Raw genomic sequence first — 1,068 nt, forward strand, 5'->3', positions numbered from 1 at the left:
CTGGAACATCGACTCTTTTGACCAATGGGGCGTTGAGCTGGGCAAGGCCCTGGCCGAGAAAACAACCCCTGAACTGGAAACCTCCCAGGCCCCAAATCTCCAACATGACAGCTCGACCAACGCTTTGATCGAGCGCTATCGCCGGTTCCGAAAACGACAGAAGTAAAGGGCGGTAAGTCCGGCCGCGCCTACGGCCCCGACCAACATACTGCGGCGCAACCCAGCCAGCACTTGGACGATCGGGTTGCCTACATCCGATCAAAGGATCCCCATGAAACAGGTGCCACTCGACCAGCTCAGCATCAATACGCTGCGAATGCTTTCAATCGATGCGGTCCAGAAAGCAAAATCCGGTCATCCCGGAACGCCGCTGGATGCCGCGCCGATGGCCTATTGCCTGTGGCAACGCTTCCTTCGCTACGACCCCGCCGACCCCGATTGGCCGAACCGCGACCGCTTCGTGCTGTCGGCCGGCCATGCCTGCGCCCTGCTCTACAGCCTGCTTCACCTGTGCGGCGTCAAGGCAAAGGGCGCGAGCTATCCAACGGGCGACCGGCTTGCCGTGACGCTGGACGATCTCAAGAGTTTTCGCCAGGCAGGCAGCCATTGCACGGGACATCCCGAATATGGCTGGACCTCGGGCGTGGAAACCACAACGGGGCCACTCGGACAAGGTGCGGCAACAAGCGTCGGCATTGCAATTGCGGAACGGTGGCTGGCGGCCACCTACAATCGACCCGATTATGATCTGTTCTCGCACAACGTCTATGCGCTGTGCAGTGACGGCGACATGATGGAAGGGCTCAGCAACGAGGCGGCATCGCTGGCTGGACACCTCAGATTGTCGAACCTCTGCTGGATTTATGACGACAATCACATCACCATCGAGGGGCCGACTGGCCTTACATTCACCGAAGACGTGGCAACCCGCTTCCTCGCGTACGGATGGCATGTCGAGCGGGTAAGCGATGCAAACGATCTGATGTTGCTGGAGAAGGCTTATCAGACGTTCATCGATACGCATGACCGCCCCACGCTGATCATCGTTCAAAGCCATATCGGTTATGG

The 1,068-nt window shown here is 59.1% G+C and carries 1 protein-coding gene and 1 pseudogene; both read left to right on the forward strand.

Translation table 11 applies throughout. From position 1 onward, the window contains the following. The first annotated feature begins 7 nt into the window (after positions 1-7). On the forward strand, positions 8-166 hold the full coding sequence (locus tag EN993_RS36150; protein ID WP_281040601.1) for a hypothetical protein: 159 nt from the start codon (positions 8-10) through the stop codon (positions 164-166). A 105-nt stretch (positions 167-271) separates the two neighbouring features. Beyond that, positions 272-1,068 (forward strand): annotated as a pseudogene (locus tag EN993_RS36155) (transketolase); the annotation flags it as partial.

The sequence above is a fragment of the Mesorhizobium sp. M7D.F.Ca.US.004.01.2.1 genome (genome assembly GCF_003997785.1).
GTDB lineage: Bacteria > Pseudomonadota > Alphaproteobacteria > Rhizobiales > Rhizobiaceae > Mesorhizobium > Mesorhizobium loti.